Annotated in this window: 20 protein-coding genes; 9 read left to right on the top strand and 11 right to left on the bottom strand. The window is 61.6% G+C overall.

Annotated features, from left to right (window positions below):
* Positions 1–7 precede the first annotated feature (7 nt).
* The 3 genes from ACJ8M3_RS00735 to ACJ8M3_RS00725 all read left to right on the top strand — a co-directional run bounded on the left by ACJ8M3_RS00735 (position 8) and on the right by ACJ8M3_RS00725 (position 3,268).
* The gene (locus ACJ8M3_RS00735; protein WP_033643891.1) at positions 8–439 is read left to right on the top strand and encodes a tripartite tricarboxylate transporter TctB family protein; all 432 of its coding nucleotides are present in this window, start codon (positions 8–10) and stop codon (positions 437–439) included.
* Positions 440–450: 11 nt separating this feature from the next.
* Positions 451–1,968: a tripartite tricarboxylate transporter permease gene (locus ACJ8M3_RS00730; RefSeq protein WP_004936157.1), complete on the top strand. Its 1,518-nt coding sequence runs from the start codon at positions 451–453 to the stop codon at positions 1,966–1,968.
* Positions 1,969–2,470: 502 nt separating this feature from the next.
* Positions 2,471–3,268 (top strand): MrpH family fimbial adhesin, encoded by a 798-nt coding sequence (locus ACJ8M3_RS00725; RefSeq protein ID WP_142075822.1) that lies wholly within the window; start codon positions 2,471–2,473, stop codon positions 3,266–3,268.
* A gap of 121 nt (positions 3,269–3,389) precedes the next feature.
* Here ACJ8M3_RS00725 and ACJ8M3_RS00720 read toward each other — a convergent pair whose 3' ends face one another.
* Positions 3,390–4,019 carry a CatB-related O-acetyltransferase gene (locus ACJ8M3_RS00720; RefSeq protein ID WP_089197268.1) on the bottom strand — a complete coding sequence of 210 codons (630 nt, stop codon included), beginning with the start codon at positions 4,017–4,019 and terminating at the stop codon, positions 3,390–3,392.
* Between the two features lie 155 nt (positions 4,020–4,174).
* Positions 4,175–5,170 carry a DMT family transporter gene (locus ACJ8M3_RS00715; protein ID WP_089195014.1) on the bottom strand — a complete coding sequence of 332 codons (996 nt, stop codon included), beginning with the start codon at positions 5,168–5,170 and terminating at the stop codon, positions 4,175–4,177.
* 172 nt (positions 5,171–5,342) lie between these two features.
* Here ACJ8M3_RS00715 and pdxR (ACJ8M3_RS00710) point away from each other — a divergent pair, with 172 nt between their 5' ends.
* On the top strand, positions 5,343–6,809 hold the full coding sequence (pdxR, locus tag ACJ8M3_RS00710) for a MocR-like pyridoxine biosynthesis transcription factor PdxR (RefSeq protein WP_089197269.1): 1,467 nt from the start codon (positions 5,343–5,345) through the stop codon (positions 6,807–6,809).
* Here the strand turns inward: pdxR (ACJ8M3_RS00710) and ACJ8M3_RS00705 are convergent.
* From ACJ8M3_RS00705 to ACJ8M3_RS00690, 4 genes are read right to left on the bottom strand one after another with little or no spacing between them, the layout of a single operon-like run.
* A complete protein-coding gene (locus ACJ8M3_RS00705) occupies positions 6,806–7,306 on the bottom strand; it encodes a protein disulfide oxidoreductase (protein ID WP_069100266.1) in 501 nt (166 codons plus the stop codon). The two genes, pdxR (ACJ8M3_RS00710) and ACJ8M3_RS00705, sit on opposite strands and share 4 nt — an antisense overlap.
* Complete coding sequence (locus ACJ8M3_RS00700; RefSeq protein WP_089197270.1) at positions 7,299–8,015, bottom strand: DsbA family protein; 717 nt, start codon at positions 8,013–8,015, stop codon at positions 7,299–7,301. The genes ACJ8M3_RS00705 and ACJ8M3_RS00700 overlap by 8 nt, the downstream gene beginning before the upstream one ends.
* A complete protein-coding gene (locus ACJ8M3_RS00695) occupies positions 8,012–10,048 on the bottom strand; it encodes a protein-disulfide reductase DsbD family protein (protein ID WP_089197271.1) in 2,037 nt (678 codons plus the stop codon). Before ACJ8M3_RS00695 ends, ACJ8M3_RS00700 begins: the two co-directional genes overlap by 4 nt.
* A gap of 49 nt (positions 10,049–10,097) precedes the next feature.
* Positions 10,098–10,460 carry a hypothetical protein gene (locus ACJ8M3_RS00690; RefSeq protein ID WP_033639760.1) on the bottom strand — a complete coding sequence of 121 codons (363 nt, stop codon included), beginning with the start codon at positions 10,458–10,460 and terminating at the stop codon, positions 10,098–10,100.
* A 205-nt stretch (positions 10,461–10,665) separates the two neighbouring features.
* On the opposite strand from ACJ8M3_RS00690, the gene flk reads away from it, so the two are divergent.
* Positions 10,666–11,694: a flagella biosynthesis regulator Flk gene (gene flk / locus ACJ8M3_RS00685; protein ID WP_089197272.1), complete on the top strand. Its 1,029-nt coding sequence runs from the start codon at positions 10,666–10,668 to the stop codon at positions 11,692–11,694.
* A gap of 4 nt (positions 11,695–11,698) precedes the next feature.
* Here the strand turns inward: flk and ACJ8M3_RS00680 are convergent, their stop codons facing one another.
* The gene (locus tag ACJ8M3_RS00680; RefSeq protein WP_033643902.1) at positions 11,699–12,154 is read right to left on the bottom strand and encodes a rhodanese-like domain-containing protein; all 456 of its coding nucleotides are present in this window, start codon (positions 12,152–12,154) and stop codon (positions 11,699–11,701) included.
* A gap of 93 nt (positions 12,155–12,247) precedes the next feature.
* Between ACJ8M3_RS00680 and pdxR (ACJ8M3_RS00675) the strand changes: the two genes are divergently transcribed.
* Complete coding sequence (gene pdxR / locus ACJ8M3_RS00675) at positions 12,248–13,681, top strand: MocR-like pyridoxine biosynthesis transcription factor PdxR (protein ID WP_199560468.1); 1,434 nt, start codon at positions 12,248–12,250, stop codon at positions 13,679–13,681.
* 27 nt (positions 13,682–13,708) lie between these two features.
* Here the strand turns inward: pdxR (ACJ8M3_RS00675) and ACJ8M3_RS00670 are convergent, their stop codons facing one another.
* Entirely contained in the window at positions 13,709–14,605 is an 897-nt protein-coding gene (locus ACJ8M3_RS00670) for an endonuclease/exonuclease/phosphatase family protein (protein WP_016926861.1), read from the bottom strand.
* A gap of 217 nt (positions 14,606–14,822) precedes the next feature.
* On the opposite strand from ACJ8M3_RS00670, the gene pepT reads away from it, so the two are divergent.
* Positions 14,823–16,070, top strand: coding sequence for a peptidase T (gene pepT / locus ACJ8M3_RS00665; RefSeq protein ID WP_042785118.1), 1,248 nt, complete (start codon positions 14,823–14,825; stop codon positions 16,068–16,070).
* Here pepT and ACJ8M3_RS00660 read toward each other — a convergent pair.
* Positions 16,067–17,179: an SLC13 family permease gene (locus tag ACJ8M3_RS00660; RefSeq protein ID WP_089197274.1), complete on the bottom strand. Its 1,113-nt coding sequence runs from the start codon at positions 17,177–17,179 to the stop codon at positions 16,067–16,069. The two genes, pepT and ACJ8M3_RS00660, sit on opposite strands and share 4 nt — an antisense overlap.
* 153 nt (positions 17,180–17,332) lie before the next feature.
* On the opposite strand from ACJ8M3_RS00660, the gene apbE reads away from it, so the two are divergent.
* A complete protein-coding gene (apbE, locus tag ACJ8M3_RS00655) occupies positions 17,333–18,364 on the top strand; it encodes an FAD:protein FMN transferase ApbE (RefSeq protein ID WP_047025285.1) in 1,032 nt (343 codons plus the stop codon).
* Between the two features lie 51 nt (positions 18,365–18,415).
* Here apbE and ACJ8M3_RS00650 read toward each other — a convergent pair whose 3' ends face one another.
* Both ACJ8M3_RS00650 and fabB read right to left on the bottom strand, forming a co-directional pair.
* Complete coding sequence (locus tag ACJ8M3_RS00650; protein ID WP_004936201.1) at positions 18,416–18,637, bottom strand: hypothetical protein; 222 nt, start codon at positions 18,635–18,637, stop codon at positions 18,416–18,418.
* Positions 18,638–18,849: 212 nt separating this feature from the next.
* On the bottom strand, positions 18,850–20,070 hold the full coding sequence (fabB, locus tag ACJ8M3_RS00645; RefSeq protein ID WP_016926857.1) for a beta-ketoacyl-ACP synthase I: 1,221 nt from the start codon (positions 20,068–20,070) through the stop codon (positions 18,850–18,852).
* Positions 20,071–20,240: 170 nt separating this feature from the next.
* Here fabB and mnmC point away from each other — a divergent pair, with 170 nt between their 5' ends.
* Complete coding sequence (mnmC, locus tag ACJ8M3_RS00640; RefSeq protein WP_089197704.1) at positions 20,241–22,262, top strand: bifunctional tRNA (5-methylaminomethyl-2-thiouridine)(34)-methyltransferase MnmD/FAD-dependent 5-carboxymethylaminomethyl-2-thiouridine(34) oxidoreductase MnmC; 2,022 nt, start codon at positions 20,241–20,243, stop codon at positions 22,260–22,262.
* The last annotated feature ends 11 nt before the right edge of the window (positions 22,263–22,273 follow it).

The following is a 22,273-nucleotide window of genomic DNA, read 5'->3' as shown; positions in this document are numbered from 1 at the left end:
GAAAACCATGAGCGATCGTATTTTTGCCGGCTTTTGGCTGCTGCTGTGCATCGGCGGGCTGTTCATCGGCTGGGGCATCCAGAGCGAATACAGCTATGAACCGCTGGGGCCGCGCCCGTTCCCGCTGGCGATCCTCAGCCTGATGGCGCTGTGCGCGGCGCTGCTGTTGCTGCGCCGCCCGCAGGCGGTGGAATGGCCGCATCACAAGGTGATGCAGCGGCTGCTGGTGCTGGTGATCACCCTGGTGCTGTATGCCTGGGGGTTTGAATGGCTCGGCTTTCCGCTGGCGACCGCGCTGCTGACGTTCAGCATCGGCCTGCTGTTTCAGGCCAGCCTGCCGGCGGCGGCCATCTCCGGCGTCATCATGGGCGCAGCGTTGTACTACGCCTTTGACCAACTTCTCGATGTCACACTGCCGCTCGGCGCCTGGCTGAGCTAACGGGAGCGATGATGGATACCTGGATGTATTTGACCCAAGGGTTTGAAGTGGCGCTGGTGCCGCAAAACCTGATTATCGCCCTGATCGGCTGCTTCGTCGGCACCATCGTCGGCCTGTTGCCAGGGTTGGGGCCGATCAACGGCGTGGCGATCCTGCTGCCGCTGGCGTTCGCCCTCAAACTGCCGGCCGAATCGGCGCTGATCCTGCTGGCGACGGTGTATATCGGCTGCGAGTACGGCGGGCGCATCTCGTCGATTCTGCTCAACGTGCCGGGCGATGCGGCGGCGATCATGACCGCGCTGGACGGCTACCCGATGGCGCAGCAGGGGCGCGCCGGCGTGGCGCTGTCCATCTCGGCGGTCAGCTCGTTCGTCGGCTCGATGATCGCCATCGGCGGCATCATTCTGTTCGCGCCGCTGCTGGCCCGCTGGTCGCTGGCCTTCGGCCCGGCGGAGTATTTTGCCCTGATGGTGTTCGCCATCGCCTGCCTCGGCAGCATGATGAGCCAAAACCCGCTGAAATCGCTGCTGGCGGCGCTGATCGGCCTGGGGCTGGCGACGGTGGGCGTCGACGCCAACACCGGCGTTTACCGCTTTACCTTCGACAGCGTGCACCTCTCCGACGGCGTGCAGTTTATCGTGGTGGTGATCGGCCTGTTCTCGGTCAGTGAAATTCTGCTGATGCTGGAAAGCACCAGCGCCGGGCAAAAGCTGGTGCGTAAAACCGGCCGGTTGCTGTTCAACCGCAAAGAGGCGGCGCAGTGCGCCGGCCCGACCCTGCGTTCGTCGGTGATCGGCTTCTTCGTCGGCATTCTGCCGGGCGCCGGCGCCACCATCGCCAGCGCGCTGACCTACATGACCGAGAAGAAAATCAGCGGCAACAGCGACACCTTCGGCAAGGGCGACATCCGCGGCGTAGCGGCGCCGGAAGCGGCCAACAACGCCTCGGCCTGCGGTTCGTTCATTCCGATGCTGACGTTGGGGGTGCCCGGATCCGGCACCACGGCGGTGATGATGGGGGCGCTGACGCTGTATAACATCACCCCCGGTCCGGCGATGTTTACCGAACAACCGGATATCGTCTGGGGGCTGATCGCCGCGCTGCTGATCGCTAACGTCATCTTGCTGATCATGAACCTGCCGCTGGTTGGCCTGTTCACCCGCATGCTGACCATCCCGCTGTGGTTCCTGGTGCCGGCGATCGCCGCGGTTTCCGCGGTGGGGGTTTATGCGGTGCACAGCACCACCTTCGACCTGCTGTTGATGGTCGGGTTGGGGGTGTTCGGCTATATTCTGCGGAAAATGCACTTTCCGATGTCGCCGCTGATTCTGGGCTTCGTGCTGGGTGAGATGCTGGAGCAGAATCTGCGTCGCGCGCTGTCGATCAGCAACGGTGAATTCGGCATCCTGTGGAGCAGCAGCATCGCGCAAACGCTGCTGGTGTTGGCGGTCGCGGTGCTGGCGCTGCCGCCGCTGCTGCGCCTGATGCGCAAACGCCGCCATCTGGCGACCGAGGCCAAAGCCGAGTAACACGAAACGGGCGGGGATATGTTCCCTAATGCCGATCGTTTGAGGATGCTTGCATAAGTCGAGCAGAGAAAAAATCCAGAGCCAGACTTTTGACTCTGGATTTTTCATGCCTAAACTCGCAATAGCCTTTGTTGTACGCGATTGCTCCATTAAAGATGTCTGTTACCTCCTCGACACCGTTTTTAACCTGGCGAAGGCCATCAAATTTTACCCCTGAATCTGCCCCCTACACGAACTTTTTATATCGGTATTTATGGAGAACGTGACGCAAGCACACTGAGCCATTATATAAATCTGAATTATGATTTTTTATTTAATCATAAAAAATAAAATATTATAAACCTAGCCAAAGCTCATCGAACAACGCCAGAGACCATATTATTGCCGTTCAATCAGGCACATGGTAATGTGATGACGATATCCTCTGTAAACCTGTCACAATATGGGCAACATTATAGATGAACAATCAATAAGGAAGATCAATGTAAAATGAGGGATTATAATGTTTAGAGTATTTATTTTTTGTTTCGCCTCTTTATTATCTCAGCAAGCTTTAGCTGGCGCCTATATGCTCCCGGTCTCTTTTGTTAACCTGACGGTTGTTCAATCGCTGGTTGCGTGGGATGAGAGCCCTTCTGATCTCAACCCTTGCTATGGGTGGACGTCTTGTTTTATTGGCCCTGATGTAAAATACAGTACTCGATATCCTGGACTACACGGCTCATGTGTAGACTCCAAAAATTGTCTTCGGATTGAAAATTATAGAACAGCAAAAGAAGTGGAGATCGCCTGGAAGAACACCTTCGGCATTCCATGGACCTCGCAGCCTTACCTCGTGAATGGCAGAGATGCCAGCTGTGTTGGGATGTTCTATATACGAACGCCGGCAATATCCGGCGGTGCGAGTTTATGGCCTAATTCTGTTTGCGGCATATTACCACCACAAAACCAATCTTGTGATGTGAATCTTCCTACAGTGATAGATTTTGATACGCTTTCACAAGACGAGATTTCCGGGATGGAGAGAACGATTTATGGAACAATCGGATGCACTCAATCAGGCACGATAAAAATTTACTCTCAATCTACATTGGGCGAGGGGAATATTTATTTAAGAAGCAACAAGAAATTTTATTCAACGCTTTTTTTAGATGGCAACTCTGCATGGACAGGCGTGGATTATTATCTGGTTGGCGGCCAACAAAGAAATATCAGCCTAAAAGCAAAACTGACAGCCCATGATACCGTCGACCCAGGGCCTTTCTCAGGTAATGCTATTGTATACATTGCATTTCTATAAATGCGGCACTACGGCTGTCGTGGAACGAGGATTAACAGCCGCAGTGTTTCTGGTACACTTGGCCCGATTATCTCGGGCCTTAATCGAGCTTGCGCAGCGTTATTATCCCGTGTTTCATTAGCTAACGCTCAATGTTGCATACCGCCCGCTCTAAGGCCGCAATATCATTATCGGCCAGCAAAGGCTGCACCTGCGCAAAGTCCGCCTCGGACAAATCATAGAGGCGCAACGCAAGCAACCGCGCGATGATTTCCGGCGCGAATCGCCAACGGATAAACCTCGCGGGATTGCCGCCGACGATGGCATAAGGTTCAACGTCGCCGGTCACCACGCTGCCGGCGGCGACGATCGCCCCTTCGCCTATCGATACCCCTGGCATCAACATCGCCCGCATGCCAATCCAGCAACCGTCACCCAGCCGGGTATCGCCTTTGGGGCGGTACGCCTGTTTGATGGTTGCCATAAACGGGTACAGGCTCAACCAGTCGATGCGATGGGTGTGATTGCCCCCCATCAGGATCACCGCTTCGGCCGCGATGCACACGTAATCGCCGATCAGCAGGCGATCTATTTCGCCCAGCGGCTGCCATTGCCGGCTGACCGCGTCGCCGTGCAGATAGCGCACCACCGAGCGTTCGAAACCGTTATCCCAGCAGTCGCTGTAGTAGCTGTGGGTGCCTTTGACGATAATATTCGGGTTAGTCACCGTCTGATGCAGCAGTTCGGTGTTGGACCAGTGTTTTTCGGACATGGCGTATTCTCTTGTTACGGGAATAAAGCCACGGAACGGAATGTCTGTGGCCGTGTTGTCGTTCACTCAACACGGCCCTTCAAGCGATAAGCGCTCGTTTCAATCTCGGGTTATTCATGATTACCGCCTCTCTTGCGAGGCGAAATGGTAACCGATCACGCCTCAGCGGTCTTGCTTTTCAACAGCAACACCCCGCCCATGACCAACGCGCTGCCCAGCAGCTGCAGCTGATTCATGTTTTCCCCCAGCAGGAAATAGGCGATCACCGCGGTGAAAACCAGCTCCAACGACAGGATCAGGTTGGCTACGGCCAGCGGCAGCGTTTTCAGGCTGATGTTATACAACCCGAAGCCCAACAGCGTCGGCCCGGCGGCCAGCGCCAGCAGCAACAGCCAGCCGCTCCACTGAATGCCCTGCGCGCCATGCGACAGGAACCACAGATCGCCGGCCATGCCGTGGAACGCTGCCAGCGGGAACGCCGTCAGCGCCGCGTTGAACACCAGCTGATACAGCGCCGAAAAACCGAAAACGTACAAAATGGTGTTCCACACCGGATAGCCCCGTTCGCTGGCCACCCGCCCGCCGAGGGTATACAGGGTATAGCCGATGCCCGACAGCATCCCCACCAGCAGCCCCAACAAATCGAAGTGCTGGTTGCCCATGCTGTCGCCGTTGCTGACCAGGAAACAACCGCCCAGGCTGATGGCGATCACCAGCAGTTGGCGCAGCGTCAGGCGTTCGCTGTACATCACCCAGCCGAGGAACACGGTAAAGCCCACCGAACAGTAGGTCAGAATGGTCGCCACCGATGCGCCGTTCAGCGCCACCGACAGCGTCCATAGGCTGTTGAACAGCGCCAGCAGCAGCCCGTAAAGCGCGTAGAACAAGACCTGTTCACGGCGCAGACGCGCCCACTGCGGTTTCACCACCAACAGCAGCGGCAACAGCACCAGCGCCACCAACGCCGCGCGCCAGAACGCCAGCACGAAGGTCGGCAGGTGATAGTATTCGGTCAGCGCGCGGATGATGATGGCGGTAAAGGCCAGCAGCATGGCGCTGATAATGGCGATGACGTAACCCTGGCGGCTGCCCTGAAAGAGACGCGCGCCGGGCAGCAAAGGCCGGGCGGAAACGCCTGACGGTAATGACATGAGATCCTCGGGAAAATGGCGACATAAATGCTCAGGCGCACAGTGTAACGCGGCCATATTTTCCCACTATAGCCACTTTTCGGCCTTGTCATGCAGGCCACTTTTCTGCGCTTGAAGCCCTGTTGACATGGGGTATAGTAAAAAGCTCTCTCCCTAACCGGGCCAATTTCGCATGCACATTCCGTTAGATCGCGAGCAGGACGTTCCGCTCTATTTACAGATCGAAGAAGCGCTGCGGCGCGCCATCCTCACCGGCGTGTTCGTGGATGGCGACAAGCTGCCCTCAACGCGCACGCTGGCGGCCGAACTGGCGGTCAGCCGTTTAACGGTGGACAACGCCTACGCTGAACTGGCGGCCAAGGGCTTTTTGCATCAGCGGCGCGGCAGCGGCGCCTACGTTGCGCACCCGCAGGCGCAAACGCGCCCGGCCCGGCCGAGCAGCTATGCCCCCTTCCCGCTGGAGAGCTTCACCACCCTCACCTCGCGGCTGGACGGCTACGCCGACGCCCCGCTGCCGGAGGGGCTGATCAACTTCGCCGCCGGCGTCGGCAGCCCTAAGGTGTTTCCGCTGGAGGCGTTTCGCAAAGTGCTGCTGTCGGTGCTCAGCCGCCACGCGGAAGAGGCCTTCAGCTACGGGGAATACTGCGGCTACTACCCGCTGCGCGATACGCTGAGCCGCATTCTCAGCGCGCAGGGCATCCCCACGCAGGCGGAACAGGTGCTGATCACCAACGGCTCGCAGCATGCCATCAGCCTGGTGGTGCAAAGCCTGCTGGCGCCGGGCGATACGGTGATCGTCGAAGAACCGACCTACGCCGAAGCGCTGGGCCTGCTGCGCCAGCACCGCATCAATATCGTCACCGTACCGGGCGATCGCCACGGCATGCTGGTCGAACGATTGCCCGAGTTGCTGGAACGCCACCGCCCCAAATTGATCTACACCATCCCCAACTTTCACAACCCGACCGGCCGTTGCCTGAGCGAAGCTCGCCGGCGGCGCCTGCTGGCAATCGCCCAACGGGCCGGCGTGGTGATCCTGGAAGATGACTTCGTCGGCGATCTGCGTTACCAGGGCAAACAGCTGCCGTCGCTGCGTGCGCTGGCGCAGCCGGGCGCGGTGATCTACGTCAGCACCTTCTCCAAGATGCTGCTGCCCAGCATGCGCATCGGCTATCTGGTGGCGGACAGCGAGCACTATCAGCGCTTTGCGCGGCGCAAGCACGTTGACAGCTTCACCAGTTCCAGCCTGATCCAGCGGGCGCTGGACGCGTTTGTCACCGTCGGCCGTTACGACAAGCAGCTGCGCCGCGCCGGGCGCGTCTATCGCCTGCATCTGGAAGTGATGATCGACGCGTTGCAACGGCGGTTGCCGCCGGGGTGCCGTTTCGAAACGCCGCAAGGCGGCTTGTTTATCTGGCTGACGCTGCCCGCGACGGTGACCACCACCGAGCTGATGCCGGTGGCCTGGCGGCACGGCGTCACTTTCGCGCGCGGCGAATGCTTTTATGCCCAGGAACAGCTGGGCGCGCACAGTCTGCGGCTAAACTTCGCCGCCAACTCGCCGCCGCAGATTGAAGAAGGTATCGCCCGGCTTAGCCGGGCGATTGAGGAAGTGATAGCAGAGAAAAACGCCGGTTAGACGGCGGCCCACCACAGCCGCAGCTTCATCCCCCAGTAGCTGGTCCAGCCGGTGGTGCTCTGCACCACCTTGCCCTGCGAGATCACCACGAAGGTCGGCGTCACGCCAATCTGCCACTGCGCCGATAGCGTACCGGCCGGATCGTTGACCACCGGCAGCGCCAGCCGTTTGCGTGCCAGCCACTGTTTCACCTGGGTATCGTCGCCTGAGCGCAGCGCGACGGTCAGCACGTTGCCGCCCGCCGCCTGCAAACGGGCGACGTCCGGCGTGGTGAAGCGGCAGACGCCGCACCAGCTGGCCCAAAAATAAACCAGCAGCGGCCGCTCATGGCTGAGCTGCGCCAACGACACGCGCTCGCCGTCCAACGTGCTCAGCGTCTGGGCATCGAAGGCCGGCGGCGCCTGCGGTGCGTTCAGCCAATCCATCACCGTGATCACCGCCAGTGCGATCAGCGCCAGCAGCAGCAACTCGCGCCCCCAGCGCTTGAGCTTAGCCATGGTTGGCCTTCGCCAGCTGCTGTTTCACCATCGCTTCCAGCTCTTCATACGACACCGCCCCCGGCAGCATCCGATCGCCGATCAGCGTCGCCGGCGTCCCCTGCACGCCCAGTTGTTCCGCCAGCTCCATATTGGTGCGCAGCGTGGTCATGCTCTGTTCGCTGGGCGCCACCGCCTTGACGCCGGTTTTCTCCTGCGCGGCGGCGATGCTGGCGTTGTCGTGGAAGCCCTTTTTCGCCATCAGCCGCTGATGCAAGGCCCAGAATTGCTCCGGGTGCTGCTGCCAGGTAGTGAGCGCCACGCGCGCCGAACTGACCGAACTTTCGCCCTTGAACGGCAACAGCTTCACCACCAGCGCCACATCCGGGTATTGCTTGACGATTTTCTCCAGCATCGGATCAAACCGCTTGCAGTACGGGCAGTTATAGTCGGTAAAGGTCACCAGCGTCAGTTTCGCGTTGGCGGCGCCGAGGCGCGGGCTGGCCGGATCCTGATACAGCGTTTTGGCATTCTGCTTGATAGCCTGGCTGATTTGCTGGCTTGCGGTTTGCTGCTGCCAGGCGTCCACCGCCTGCGCCAGAATGTCCGGGTTGGACACCAGCGTTTCGCGGATCATCTCTTTGATACGCGCCTCTTGCGCCGGGGTGAAAGGCTCGGCGGCCCACACCGGGGCGGCGATGATCATCAGTAAAATCAGTAACTTTTTCATTGTTCGGTTCCTTTGGCATGGGAAAGCGTTTGCAGCACGGCGTCACGGGTCAACAGCGGGGATAGCACCACGCCGTCCGGGCTGCCGGGGCCATAGATTTGGTTGAAAGGCACGGCGACGCTGCCGCGCCTTTGCAGGAAGGCGCTGATGTCGGCCGACGGGCGGCTCCAGTCGCCGCGCAGCGCGACCACATCATCGGCGCTCAACGCCCGCTGTACGTCATCGCGCAGCAGCACATTGAATTTGTTGGCTTTACAGGTCACGCACCAGTCGGCGGTGACGTCGACGAACACCCGTTTATGTTGCGCCAGCGCCTCGGCGATCGCCTGTTCGCTCAGCGGTTGCCACTGCACCCGATCCTGCAACGGCTGGTGCCACAGACCGGCGGTCAGCGAGCCGGCCAGCAAGACGGCGCCCGCCAGCACCAACGTGCCCGCCGCCAGCTTGGCCGCCAACCGTGCCCCCTGCCGGCGCCACACCGCCAGCAGCAGTGCCAGCAGCGCCAACCCCCCCAGCCACAGCGTAGCCTGCACGCCGATATGATTGCTCAGCAGACTCAGCAACCACAGCGACGACGCCAGCATCAACAACCCCATCGCCAGCTTGACGGTATTCATCCAGCGGCCGGGACGCGGCAACCGCAGCGCCAGCGACGGCCAGGCGGCGATCAGCAGCCACGGCAGGCTCATGCCGATGCCGAGCGCGATGAACATGCCCCACAGCACCGGCAACGACGCCGCCAGCGCGAAGGCCACCGCCGTGCCGAGAAACGGCGCCGAGCACGGCGTCGCCAGCAGCGTGGCGAACGCGCCCTGCCAGAAATGGCCGCTCAGACCGTGCCCGTTATGGGTGGCCAGCGAGGTATTCAGATCGGATGAGAGGCGCAGATGGAACAGGCCGAACAGGTTGGCGCTGAACAGCAGCGTCACCAGCACCATAAAGCCGATAAACCACGGATTCTGGAACTGAATGCCCCAACCGAGCGCGTGGTTGCCGAGCCGCAGCAGCGTCATCAGCAGGGCCAACGCCATAAACGAGGCGACAATACCCAGCGACGACGCCAGGAACTGCAGCCGTACGCTGCGCCGATCGCGCCGCTCCACCTGCAGGATGGAACCGAGCTTGATGCCCAACACCGGCAGGACGCACGGCATCAGATTGAGGATCAACCCGCCCGCCAGCGCCATCAATACCGCCTGCCATAACGGGAACGCCGCACCGGCCGGCGCGGCCAGCGGCTCGCCGATCGGCAGCGTTATCTGCTGCGCCATGCCGCCGTCGTCGATCACCAGCGTCAGCGTTTTGCCGCGCAGATCCGGCGCCGCCTCTCCCCAACCGTCGCTGACCGGCACTCGCGCCAACAGCTGAGCGCCGTCGGTCTCGACCTTCGGCTTGCCGAGATCGGCATCCGCCAGCGTATCGAAGAACAGCGCGGGCTGTTGCCAGCCGGCGGCGCGTTCGGCGGCAATCTGCAGCTCGCCGCTGCGATACCCGGCCTTGACGTTATCCGTCAACCCGGCGGCGATCGGCACTTGCCCCATCGCCTGCGCGAAGTCGTGATTAAACTGCGGATCGTTCGGCGCCGTCAGATCCAGACTGAAGGGGTAGTCGGTCAGAATGCAGACGTTGCTGCAGGTGGACAGCGTCAGGGTGCCCGCCAGCGGGCCGGATACCGGGCCTGGCACCACGATCGGCAGCGTGACCCGATCGTGATAGCCCTGGGTGGAAATGCCGGCCACCTCGAAACGCTGCGGCGTCGGCCAGTGCCAGATCGCCGGCGGTGGGTGGCCTTGCCAGACGATAGCCGGCGCGATGCCGCCTTCACCCGGGGAACGCCAGTAAGTTTTCCAGCCTTTTTGCAGCTCGACCGACAGCAGCAGACGGGTCTCTCCCGGCTGTGACGTGTCGGCGCGCAGCCGCACCTTGGCATGATCGTTGGCCGGATTTTGCAGCCAGCCGCTGTCCGCCGCCTGCAAGGCGGGCAGCCACAGCATAAACAGGCAAGCGCAGGCCAGCCTGATAATTTTTAACATGTTAATTCTCCATAAATGATTAATTCACCGCGAAAAACGGGCGATTAACTCATTCACGGAAGACACATAATCGTAGGTGCACCCTGAGGGTGGGCGGAGAAATGGCGCGAGGAGGAGGAATGCGCAGACGCGCGGCAATGGTCGGCGCCAACAGCGCCAGCAGCAGACCCAGCCCGAACAGCACGGTTTCGAACATTACCGGCGGCGCGGCCAGCAATGATTTGGCGCTCAGTTCACAGGGCGTCGGCTGCGCTTCGGCGGCGGCGTCGCTGGATTGAACGGCGGTGGCGGCCGGGATCCCCAGCGTTTGCTGCAGCGCATGCAGGCCCGCCATGCGCTGGGTCATGCACGTCAGCACCACCAGGCAAGCCAGGCATAAAAACCATTTTGCAATCCGCTGCCGTTTAACCATGCCATCCTCATGTTCAGATCTGGGGTTATCTTAGCGGCGCAGACGCGATTAGCAACGTTTTGTCGGTAAAGAAATGTCTGAGCGGCGGTATTGATGGCGGCGAATTACAGGTATCATAGAGGGTAAGCCTGCGCTTTTCGCCGGGTACAATGACGATTCTCTCCTCCAGGCACACTGCGGGGATACACAGCGAAGGACTGGTGATATGCAACCTTTGAGTGGGCCGGGCACCCCAATCGCCGGCGAGCGCCCCCCTTCCCCGGGCAAAACGGCGGCCACTGACGATCAACCCCTCTCTCCGGCGCAGCGCACAACGCTGGAAAAACTGATCGTGAAAATCATGACGCTCAGCCCGGTAAAATCGGCGGAGATCTGGGCGTCTCTGCGTCACGATCTCGGCGCCGACAAAGGCGGCGAACTGCTGGCGCGCCATTTTCAACCGGCGGAACAGCTGCTGCAAACGCGCCTGACGCAGGCGCAGCAAAACCATGCCGGGCGCCAACTGCTGCAACAGCTGGCCGAGTTGCTGCCGCAGGGCAATAATCGCCAGGCGGTCAGTGACTTTATTCGTCAACGGTTCGGCCATACGGTGTTGAGCCAGCTAAGCCCACCGCAGCTGCAGCAGGTGCTGAATCTGTTGCAGACCGGCGGCCTGACCATTCCCCAACCGCAGCAAACCGCCACCAGCGATCGCCCGCTGCTGCCCGCAGAGCATCAAAGCCTGCAGCAGCAGGTCACCAAACTCAGCGCCGCGACCGGTGAAGCGCCGGCTAAAATTTGGCAAACGCTGTTCGATCTGGTGGGCGTGAAAACCAACGATCCGCTGCCGGCGCGCCACTTCCAGCTGCTGAACCAGTTTTTACAGGTGAAGGTGGCGCTCAGCCCGCAGAACGCGCCAACGCTGAACAACCTGCTGGCGGCGCTCAAACAGCCGGCGGATGAGCAAGAACTGCAGCAGATGAACGACTATTGCCAGACGCGCTTCAACTGCGGCGCCAACGCGCCGCTGACGCATCCGCAAATGAGCGACGCCATTCATCAGCTGTTTGCCCGCCGTCTGGAGAAAGCCGGCCAGGCGCAGCCGATCGCCAGCCCCCCTGTCGAACCGCAGCCGCTGCTCAACCCGCTGATCGCCGCCCTGCCTCTGCCGCTGCAAAAAGCGCTGAGCAAGCCCGCCGTGGCGCTGATCCTGCTGCTGTTGACGCTGGCCGTCGTGCTGGCGCTGGTGTTTTAACGCCTCAGGCGCAGCCGCAGTCCGCTGCGGCCGCCCGGGAGCGCAGTGACCCCGGCAGTTCGCCGATGGCCAACGGATGGCCGTCGCGCAGCCAGAAATCCAGCCCGCCAATCAACTCCTTCACCCTAAACCCCAACTTCGCCAGCTTGTAGGCGCCTTTGGTGGAACCGTTGCAGCCGATGCCGTCGCAGTAGGTCACATACACCTTTTGGCGATCCAGGTGCGCCGTGCCGGCTTCATCCATCAGGCGATGCGGCAAGCTGAGCGCGCCGGGGATATGCCCGGCGGCGTACAGCGCCTCCGCACGGGTGTCGATCACCACCATCCCGTCCACGCCATTGCGCAAATCTTCCGCCACGTCCCAGGCATCCGCATAGCGGCTCAGCTTGGCCGCCAGATAGGCCAGGCTCTCTTCCGGCGCTGCCGGCGGAAAGGCCAGCACCAAGGATTCTTTCGACATATCACTCACTCCCGTTGATCAAGACAGATGACAATAGTGCCCGATTTTGGTCTTATGATTGATACCCATTTTTTACTCATGATAAGACCCATTATGCGGCACACGCTGATCACGCTGTTTCAGCAATCGCCCCAGGCCATCGGCACGCTGCGCGATCGTCTGTGTGCGGCATTGCGGCAGGCCATCCACCACGGCGCATTGAGCGTTGGGCAACGGCTGCCCTCCAGCCGAGTGCTGGCTGGGGATCTGAACCTCTCAAGGGTGACCGTCGAAGCAGCGTACGGCCAGTTGGAGGCGGAGGGGTATTTGCAGCGCCGCGTCGGCCAGGGCACATTTGTGGCTATCCGCATCGCCAAATCGCCGCCGCCGGCGACCCGCACCGCCATGCCGCGCCTTTCGCTGCGCGGCCAACAGATCGTGCACACCGGCGGCTGCCGCGATCCGCAGAACCCTCAGGCCTTCGCTGCCGGCTCGCCGGACCTGCGCGCGTTTCCGCTGGCCCTGTGGAAGCAGTTGACCGCTCAACGCCTGCGCCTGCAGGGGGAAAGCCTGCTGCGCTACGGCGATCCGCAAGGCTATCTGCCGCTGCGCGAAGCCATTGCCACCCACGTCAACCAAACGCGTGGCGTAGTCTGCGATGCGAGCCAGGTTATCGTGCTGACCAGTTCGCAGCAGGCGCTGCAAATGATCGCCACCTTACTGTTGGACAGCGGCGACAGCGTCTGGATGGAAGAGCCGGGTTACGCCGGGGCGAGAAACGCCTTTATCAGCGCCGGCGCCACGCTGACGCCGGTGGCGGTAGACGGCGATGGCCTGCGAGCAGAACCTTCCTTGCCCGATCCGCGTTTGATTTATCTGACGCCCTCGCACCAATACCCGACCGGCGCGGCCCTCAGCCTGGCACGCCGCTTAGCGTTGCTGGCGCAGGCGGAGCGGCAACAGGCCTGGATCATTGAGGACGATTACGACAGCGAGTTTCACTACGACGGGCTGCCGATTCCGGCGATGCAAGGCCTGGATCGCCATGGCCGGGTGCTCTATCTCGGCACCTTCTCCAAATCGTTGTTCCCTTCGCTGCGGCTGGCGTACCTGATCGTGCCGCCCGCGCTGGTCGCCCCCTTCGTCACCGCACGCACGGTCTATGACGGCCACAGCGCGCAATTGATGCAGGCGGTGACCGCCGAGTTCATCCGCCAGGGGCACTTCGCCGCGCATATTCGTTACATGCGCCAGCTCTACCACAGCCGGCGCGATGTGCTGCTGACGGAAGTGCGCGAAAAGCTGAGCCACTTCGCCACGGCCGCTCCCGCCGCCGGCGGCCTGCAGCTCAGCGTTTGGCTGCCGCCCGGCCGGGAGGCGGCGCTCAGCCAACAGGCGCGGCGGCTCGGCGTCCTTACGCCCGGGTTAACGGCGCAATACCAAACGATTCAGGCCCAGCGCGACGGCTGGCTGCTGGGTTTTTCGGCCCTGACGCCGGGCGAGATCCGCAGCGCCGTCGAGCGGCTGGCGCGGATCGCCGCGGCTTAGCCCTGCCCCGGAGAGACGCCGGCCGGCTTATTGCTCGGTCAGGCGCATCTCCGCCACCAGCGGCAGGTGATCGCTCACCGCCGGCCAGTGCACGCCGTTCCAATCGCCGCTGGCGTTCGGCACCGTCAGGCTGTCCAGATGCCAACGCTGCGCATTGCCGCTAAAGATGTAATCCACCTTGATTTCGGCGTTTTCCGCCGGCCAGCTGCGGCCATCTTGCCCATTGGGCATGATATCGTTCCAATAGCGGCTCAGCTCCAGCCAGGTGACGCTGCCCGGCACGTCGTTCATGTCGCCGAACAGCAGTTTGATGCCGCGCACTTCGATGGTGCGATCGTTCAGCTCCCGCACCTGATCCAGACGCATCGTCGGATCTTCCTTGGTATCGAGGTGGGTGTTGAACAGGGTGATCGGCGTCGGGAACTCCGGCACATCAACCTTGGCGCTGAAGGCGATGCGCTGCTCGCGCTGGCCGGACGGCAACGGATAGATCACGGCGTCGTGCAGCGGATACTTCGAGAGAAACGCCAGTCCGTATTCACCGCCGTCGAAATCGATCGCCCGGCCGAACACCGCCTGCATGCCGGTCAGCTTCGCCAGTTCCGCCGCCTGATCGACCCGCCCGCTGCGGGCGGTGAGTTTATCCACCTCCTGCAGCGCCACCACGTCGACGTTCATCGCGCGAATCGCCTTGGCGATAGCGGTCATGTCGCTGACCTTGCCGGCGGCGATATTGAAGCTGGCGACGCGGATCTTCGGCGCCTGTTCCAGTTCGTAGGTTTTGTTCTTCAGGCCGCCCAACGCGCTGGCCACCTCGCGGCTGTTGGCGTTGCTGTTGGCGTGCCCGGTATCGGCGGACGACCAGGCGCTGTGAGAGATGCCCAGGGACAGTAAGGTGATGAGCAAAGCGTGACCGGTGTGCATGAATTCTCCTTGAGGGACAGATAAGTGTTATGCGGGCGCTTCCCGGCCCACAGCTAACACCGATTTTGCCGCAGAAACCTGCGACTATTTCCTAGTTGCACCGCTATTTTTCGTTTCTGCGCGATGCTTCGCATTCTGGCGGTTTACGCATTGCGCCGTTGGACAATCGGCTGATTTCGTTTTAAAACCGGTAGATTGCCAACCGCGAGGAGTTCCGATGACCAGCCCGATTGCCGAACAGCTTACCGAACGTTTCTTCCGCTATCTGGCGGTGACCAGCCAGAGCGACGCCGCCGCAACCGCCCTGCCCAGCACGCCGGGGCAGCATGAGATGGCGCAACTGTTGGCGGACGAGCTGCGCCGGCTCGGCCTGGCCGACGTTCAAATCGACGAGCACGCCACCGTGACCGCCCGCAAGCCCGGCACCCAACCCGGCGCGCCGCGCATCGGCTTCATCACGCATATCGACACCGTGGACGTCGGCCTGTCGCCCGAGATTCGCCCGCAGCGCCTGCGCTTCACCGGCGAGGATTTATGCCTGAATGCCGAGCAGGACATCTGGCTGCGTACCGCCGAGCATCCGGAGATCCTGCCCTACCGGAACGAAGAGATCCTGTTCAGCGACGGCACCAGCGTGCTGGGCGCCGACAATAAGGCGGCAGTCACCGTGGTGATGACGCTGCTGGCCAACCTGACCGCGGCCGATCGCCACGGCGATATCGTGGTGGCGTTCGTGCCGGACGAAGAAATCGGCCTGCGCGGCGCCAAGGCGCTGGATCTGCAGCGTTTCCCCGTCGATTTCGCCTACACCATCGACTGCTGCGAACTGGGTGAAGTGGTGTACGAGAATTTCAACGCGGCGGCGGCGGAGATCCGCATCGAGGGGGTGACCGCCCACCCGATGTCGGCGAAAAACGTATTAATCAACCCGATACGCATCGCCAACGACATCATTAACCGATTCGATGTGCAGGATACTCCGGAGCACACCGAAGGGCGCGAGGGCTATTTCTGGTTCACCGATCTGGCCGCCAACGCCAATCAGGCGACGCTGAAGGTGTCGATTCGCGACTTCGATCGCGCGGCGTTCGAGGCACGCAAAGCCCGCCTTGAGGAGACCGTGCGCCAGGTGGCGGCCAACTATCCGCGGGCCAACGTCAGCTGCAGCGTCAGCGACATCTACAGCAACATCAGCAACGCCATCGGCGAGGACCGGCGCGCCATCGATCTGATCTTCGGCGCCCTCGCCGCCCACGGCATCCCGCCGAAGGTGATCCCGATGCGCGGCGGCACCGACGGCGCGGCGCTCTCCAGCCGTGGCATCCTGACGCCCAATTACTTCACCGGCGCGCATAACTTCCACTCGCGCTTCGAGTTTTTACCCGTCAGCGCCTTCGTGAAATCCTATCAGGTGACCCGCAGCATTTGCCTGCTGGCCGCGCGACAAAGCGGCCAACCGGCTTAGCTCATCACCCAGCCGAGCAACGCGGCCCATACCAACAGCGGCAGCGAATAATAGTGGAAGCGCAACCAGATCTTGCGCTCCCCCGTCATGCGCAGCGCAATCAGGTTGGCGAGCGATCCGATCGCCAACCCGAAGCCGCCGGCGTTGACCGCATAGGCCAACTGAGCGCTCGAGGGCACATAGTTGAGCAACAGTATGGTGGCCGGCACGTTGCTGACGATCTGCGACAGCCCGACGCCCAACGCATACACGCTCCCCTCGCTCAGCCCGGCGATGGCGGCGAACGCCGGCTGAAGCGGCGGCAAACGGGTAAACAGGCCGACATCGATGAACATGGCGGCGAACACGAAAATCAGACTCCAGTCGATCTGCAACAGCACCCGGCGCGCCAGCAACAAAAAGCCGGCGAACACCGCCAGCAGCCCATACAGCGGCAGACCGATATCCAGGCACAGCAGGAAGATCGCATACAGCCCCACGCAGCTCAGCAACAGCGGCCGTTGATAGGGGTAGCCCTCGGTATTCGGCGTTTTCACGATGTCGCGCGCCGGGAAGCTGAACCAGGTCAACGCCAACAGGCTCAGCATCATCGCGGCGCCAAACGGTGCCATCTGGCCGATGAAGCCGAGGAAAGAAAGGCCGGAGCGGCTCCACAGCAGGATATTTTGCGGGTTGCCGATCGGCGTCAGCAGCGAACCGGCGTTCACCGCCAGCGCCTGAAAGATGATCAAACGGCCCACCGGCAGCGCCGACAGCTTTTTCAGCGTGATGGTGAGCGGAATGACGATAAACAGCGCCACATCGTTAGTAAGAAACGACGACAGCAGCGCGGCGGAAAACACCAGGAACAGCGCCAGCCGCCGTTCGCTGTGCAAGCGGTTGATAATCTTGCGGCCGACAAAATCGAAGTAGCCGCTGACCTCCACCCCTTTGGTCAGCAGCATCAGCCCCAACAGGGTGATGAGGGTACGGCAGTCGATGAAACCACCCAGCGCCGACAGCGGTTGCGGATGAAAAGCGAACATCACCACGCCGGCCAGCAGCAATGTATGCAAGAAGCGATCTTTGACAAAGGGGTGGATAAGCCGAGAAATGGCGGTTGAACTCATAGCGGCAGTGTGAACCTCACCGAAAAGAATGGGCAGACGTTAGCTCAGACGCGGCTTCAGCGCCAGCAAAATGCTATTTTACCTTTATCCGCTTTTCATTTGCCGCGCTTTACTTTATTTGTAGCGGCTTTCACGGTTTTCAAAGGACATGTTATGGCTTCCCTGCTCGCTAAAGGGGCGTTGCTCAGCGCCTTATGCGCCCTGCTCGCCGCCTGTGACGATCCCGCCTCTCGCCCGCAAATCGATATCGACGGCAAGACCATGGGCACCTTCTACAGCGTTAAGGTCAGCGGTGACGTCGCGATCGGCAAACAAGAGCTGCAGCGGCAGATCGACACGGTGCTCGAACGGGCCAACGACGATATCTCTACCTACCGCGCCGATTCGGTGCTGTCGCGGTTTAACCGCAGCGCCAGCCTCGAGCCGCAGCCTATCCCGCGCGGCATGGCGGACATCGTATTGATGGCCCAACGCATCGGCCGCGATACCGGCGGCGCCATGGACATCACCGTCGGCCCACTGGTGAACCTGTGGGGGTTCGGCCCAGACAAGCATCCGGTCAAGGTGCCGGAACAGGCGCAGATCGACGCGGCGAAGCAGAACATCGGCCTGCAGCACCTAAAGCTGATCAGCGACAATCGCGGGGAGTGGCTGCAAAAAGATCTGCCGGGCATGTATGTCGATCTCTCGACGCTGGGCGAAGGCTATGGTGCCGATGAGCTGGTGCGCCTGATGAACCGTCACGGCATTACCAACTACCTGGTGTCGGTAGGCGGCGCGGTCTCTTCACGCGGCGTCAACGGCCAGGGCAAACCCTGGCGGGTGGCGATCCAAAAGCCGACCGATCGTGAAAATGCGGTGCAGGCGCTGGTGGATCTGCACGGTTACGGCATCAGCACCGCCGGCAGCTACCGCAACTACTTCGAACAAAACGGCCAGCGTTACTCCCATGTCATCGATCCGACCACCGGCAGGCCGATAAACCACCGACTGGTTTCCGCCACGGTGATCGCCCCGACCGCACTCGAGGCCGACGGCTGGGATACCGGCTTGATGGTGCTGGGCCCGGAGAAAGCGTTGCAGCTCGCAGAAGAGAAAGGGCTGGCGGTCTACCTGATCAGCAAAACCGACGACGGTTTCAGCGCCGTGATGACGCCGCAGTTCAAAGCATTTTTAGTGCAGTGAGATAAAAAAGCCCGGCGCGCAATGGCCGGGCTTATTCCTGTTCCGCGCCGATCACTTGGTCAGCGCGATGATACCGAGGGTCAGACCGGCAACCGCCGCCGCACCGCCGGCGATCGCGCCCGCGGTTTCCCAGTTATCCTGAGTGGTGCCCTTCATACAGGTGTTGGTGTGCACCAGACGCCCCTGGTCATCGTAGACCGGCACGCAGGGAGAATCGGTGGCGCATCCGGCCAACACGGCCGACAGTAACCCAACCGCAATTAACTTTTTCATACTTCTTGCCTCAATGTTCGATCACTTTAGAAAGCTACGCCGAGCGATAATCACGCTACCTGGCTATTGTATGCCCAACGCGTGTAATGGCGAGGTAATGATGTGTCAGGGGATGTGATTTGGGAAAACTCCGAGCGCCCGGCCGGTGGGCTTCGGGCAGTAAAAAGCCCGCGAAAACGCGGGCTTTTTGGCGGAATGACGTGCCGGCGGGATTATTTCGCCAGTTTGCGCATCACCAGCGTGGCGTTGGTACCGCCGAAGCCGAAGCTGTTGGACATCACGGTGGTCAGCTCGCGCTGGGTCGGCTGAGTCACGATGTTCATGCCGGCCGCCTGTTCATCCAGGGTTTCGATGTTGATGCTCGGTGCGATAAAGCCGTGCTCCAGCATCAGCAGGCTGTAGATCGCTTCCTGCACGCCCGCGGCGCCCAGCGAGTGGCCGGTCATCGCCTTGGTGGAGGAGATGGCCGGGGTATTGTCGCCGAACACTTCACGAATGGCGCCCAGCTCTTTCACGTCGCCTACCGGCGTAGAGGTGCCGTGCACGTTGATGTAATCGATCGGCGCATCCAGATCCTGCATCGCCATCTTCATGCAGCGCACTGCGCCTTCACCCGAAGGGGCAACCATGTCGGCGCCGTCGGAAGTCGCGCCGTAGCCGACGATTTCCGCATAGATGTGCGCGCCGCGCGCCAGCGCGTGCTCCAGCTCTTCAACCACCACCATGCCGCCGCCGCCGGCGATGACGAAACCGTCACGATCGGCGTCATAGGTGCGGGACGCTTTTTCCGGCGTGTCGTTGTATTTGGTGGATAACGCGCCCATCGCATCGAACTCGCAGGCCATTTCCCAGCACAGCTCTTCGCCGCCGCCGGCGAACACGATGTCCTGTTTGCCCAGCTGGATTTGCTCAACCGCGTTGCCGATGCAGTGCGCGGAGGTGGCGCAAGCGGAGCTGATGGAGTAGTTCACGCCGTGGATTTTGAACGGCGTTGCCAGGCAGGCGGAAACGCCGGAAGCCATGGCCTTGGTCACCACGTACGGGCCAACCGCTTTCAGGCCGCGCGGGCTGCGCATCGCATCGGCGCCGAACACCTGGAAGCGCGGAGAACCGCCGCCGGAACCGGCGATCAGGCCTACGCGCGGGTTGTTTTGATACTCTTCTTCCTTCAGTCCGGAAGACGCGATCGCTTCTTGCATCGCCAGGAAGGCATAAATGGAAGCGTCGCTCATGAAACGCACCGCCTTGCGGTCGATCAGGCCGGTAGTGTCGAGCTTAACTTGCCCCCATACGTGACTACGCATGCCGGAATCTTTCAGCTCCTGGGAGAAAGTGATCCCAGAACGTCCTTCCTGCAGGCTTGCCAGGACCTCCTGCTGGTTATTACCAATGCTGGAGACAACTCCCAGGCCAGTAATCACTGCACGTTTCATTCAATACCTCTTCCACTATTTACCTACGGGATTTTGCATCGCACTTTAGCGTACAGATGTAAGCCGAACAAGTCCGATCAGCGTTTTTCAGCTTTATTGTTGTCCAGTTTGCGCCGGGGCGCCAGCGCCGTTAGAATTCGCGGCATCCCTTGAATTTCGAGCCATTGACCGTGAACCACGCCCCCATCCAAACCGCAACGCTAACCTGGAACGAACAGGGTACACCTGTTTCGAAACAGTTTGATGACGTCTATTTTTCCAATCAGGATGGGCTGGAAGAAACTCGCTACGTCTTCCTGCACGGCAATCGGCTGCCGCAACGTTTCGCCGCCCATCCGCGTTCGCTGTTTGTCGTGGCGGAAACCGGGTTCGGCACCGGGCTCAATTTCCTCACGCTGTGGCAGGCCTTCGCCGGCTTCCGTCAAGCCGAGCCGGACGCGACGCTGCAGCGCCTGCACTTTATCAGCTTCGAAAAATTCCCCCTGCAGCAGGCTGACCTGGCGGCGGCGCATGCACGCTGGCCGGAGTTGGCGCCTTATGCCGACGAGCTGCGCGCCCAGTGGCCGCTGCCGTTGCCGGGTTGCCATCGCCTGCTGTTAGCCGAAGGCCGCATTACGCTCGATCTGTGGTTCGGCGACGTCAACGATCTGCTGCCGCAGTTTGACGCCAGCATGAATAACCAGGTGGATGCCTGGTTCCTCGACGGTTTCGCGCCGGCAAAAAACCCCGACATGTGGACCGATCAACTGTTCGTCGCCATGGCGCGCTTCGCCCGGCCGGGAGGCAGCTTCGCCACCTTTACCGCCGCCGGCTTCGTGCGCCGCGGCTTGCAACAGGCCGGTTTTCAGGTCAACCGCTGCAAAGGCTTCGGCCAAAAGCGTGAGATGCTCGCCGGCGAGCTCCCGGCCGATGCGCAGCCCGCCGCACATCCGGCGCCCTGGTATCGACGCCCGGCGACGGATAACACCGCCGACATCGCCCTGATCGGCGGCGGCGTCGCCAGCGCGCTCACCGCGCTGGCCTTGCTGCGCCGCGGCGCCACCGTCACGCTGTACTGCGCCGATGAGCAGGCGGCCGAGGGCGCATCCGGCAACCGCCAGGGCGCGATTTATCCTTTGCTGAACGGCAGCGGCGACGCGCTGGAGAGCTTTTTCAGCGCCGCGTTTCCCTTCGCCCGCCGCCAGTACGATGCCCTGTTGCAACAAGGCGTCGCCTTTGATCACCAGTGGTGCGGCGTCAGCCAGTTGGCCTATGACGAAAAGAGCGGCGCCAAGATCGCCAATATGCTGAAAACCGACTGGCCGCAGGCCTTGGCGATGGCGGCCGACCGCGAGACGCTCAGCGAACGGTGCGGTGTTGATACCGGCTTTGGCGGCATCACCTACCCGCTAGGCGGCTGGCTCTGCCCGGCCGAGCTGACGCGCGGCGCTATCGCGCTGGCGCAGCGTCAGGGCTTGGTCTGCCACTACCGGCACGATGCACAGAGGCTGACGCAGGAAGAAAACGGCTGGCGCATCGATTTCGCCAACGGCGACAGCCGATGCCATGCGACGGTGATCCTGGCCAACGGCCATCGGTTGGCCGAACTGGCGCCGACGGAAGCCCTGCCGCTGTATTCGGTACGCGGGCAGGTGTCGCATATCCCAAGCTCGCCGGCCCTCGGTCAATTGAAACAGGTATTGTGTTACGACGGCTACCTGACGCCGGTTAATGCCAACAACGGCCACCACTGCATTGGCGCCAGCTACCAGCGCGGCGACATCGCCACCGACTACCGCGAGCAGGAGCAACAGGAGAACCGCGAGCGCCTGCTGCGCTGTCTACCGGAGCAGTCCTGGCCGCAGCAGGTGGACGTCAGCGCTCATCAGGCGCGCTGCGGCGTGCGCAGCGCCACCCGCGATCATTTGCCGATGGTCGGCGCGCTGCCGGACTATCAGGCCACGCTGGCACAGTATCAGGATTTGCAGCGGCAGAACCAGCGCGGCGAAACCGTCGCCGATGCGCCGGTCTATCCCGGTCTGTTCGCTATCGGCGGGTTAGGCTCGCGCGGCTTGTGCTCGGCGCCGTTGGCGGCGGAAATTTTGGCGGCGCAGCTGTTCGGCGAACCGTTGCCGGGTGATGCGCGCCTGCTGGCGGCGTTGAATCCGAATCGGATGTGGGTGCGGAAATTGCTGAAAGGACGTGCGGTTTAATCAACCTTGAG

The organism is Serratia sp. CY55921 (assembly GCF_052167655.1).
Taxonomy (GTDB): domain Bacteria; phylum Pseudomonadota; class Gammaproteobacteria; order Enterobacterales; family Enterobacteriaceae; genus Serratia; species Serratia ureilytica.
The sequence above is the reverse complement of the archived record's forward strand: the minus strand, read 5'-3'. Positions and strand labels throughout refer to the sequence as shown.